The sequence below is a fragment of the Archangium violaceum Cb vi76 genome (genome assembly GCF_000733295.1).
GTDB lineage: Bacteria > Myxococcota > Myxococcia > Myxococcales > Myxococcaceae > Archangium > Archangium violaceum.
Window position 1 is genome coordinate 1 of record NZ_JPMI01000405.1, and the last position, 441, is coordinate 441.

Sequence of the window (441 nt, forward strand, 5' to 3'; positions counted from 1 at the left end):
ATCATCTGAGAGGCATACCGCATGGAAGATGACCTTCTACAAAAGAGACTCGGCGAGGCAGCCCGAACCGCACGCGAGGCGCTCGGGCTCACTCAGGCACAAGTAGCCGATGCGGCAAGGATGAGCCCGGCCGTGTATGGGCGCATCGAGCGCGGCGGGATGATGCCGAGCGTTCCGGCGCTGCGAAGGCTCGCGGTCGCCTTGGGTGTTTCCCCGGCTGTGCTCCTGGATATGAGCGCGCGAGAGATGCCTACCACAGACAAGGATCTGTCACCCGAGATCCGAAAAGCTGTCGGGATCCTGCGGACGTGGTCGGAGTCCAAGGTCGCGGTCGGGTGTGCACTGCTGCGCGTGCTCGACGCTGCGCCGATACGCGAGGAATAGGCCCGTCTCGAAAAAGGGACGGGGGCGGTGGGTTGGGGCGGCCGACTTGGAGCGGTC

The 441-nt window shown here is 64.9% G+C and carries 1 protein-coding gene; it reads left to right on the plus strand.

Going from position 1 to position 441, the window contains the following annotated elements; all coding sequences use genetic code 11:
- Nucleotides 1-21 precede the first annotated feature (21 nt).
- The gene (locus tag Q664_RS49255; RefSeq protein WP_043413814.1) at nucleotides 22-384 is read left to right on the plus strand and encodes a helix-turn-helix domain-containing protein; all 363 of its coding nucleotides are present in this window, start codon (nucleotides 22-24) and stop codon (nucleotides 382-384) included.
- Nucleotides 385-441 lie beyond the last annotated feature (57 nt).

Coding starts and splice junctions, on each gene's coding strand:
- Q664_RS49255 (WP_043413814.1), top strand. CDS start 22: ATGGAAGATGACCTTCTACAAAAGAGACTCGGCGAGGCAGCCCGAACC.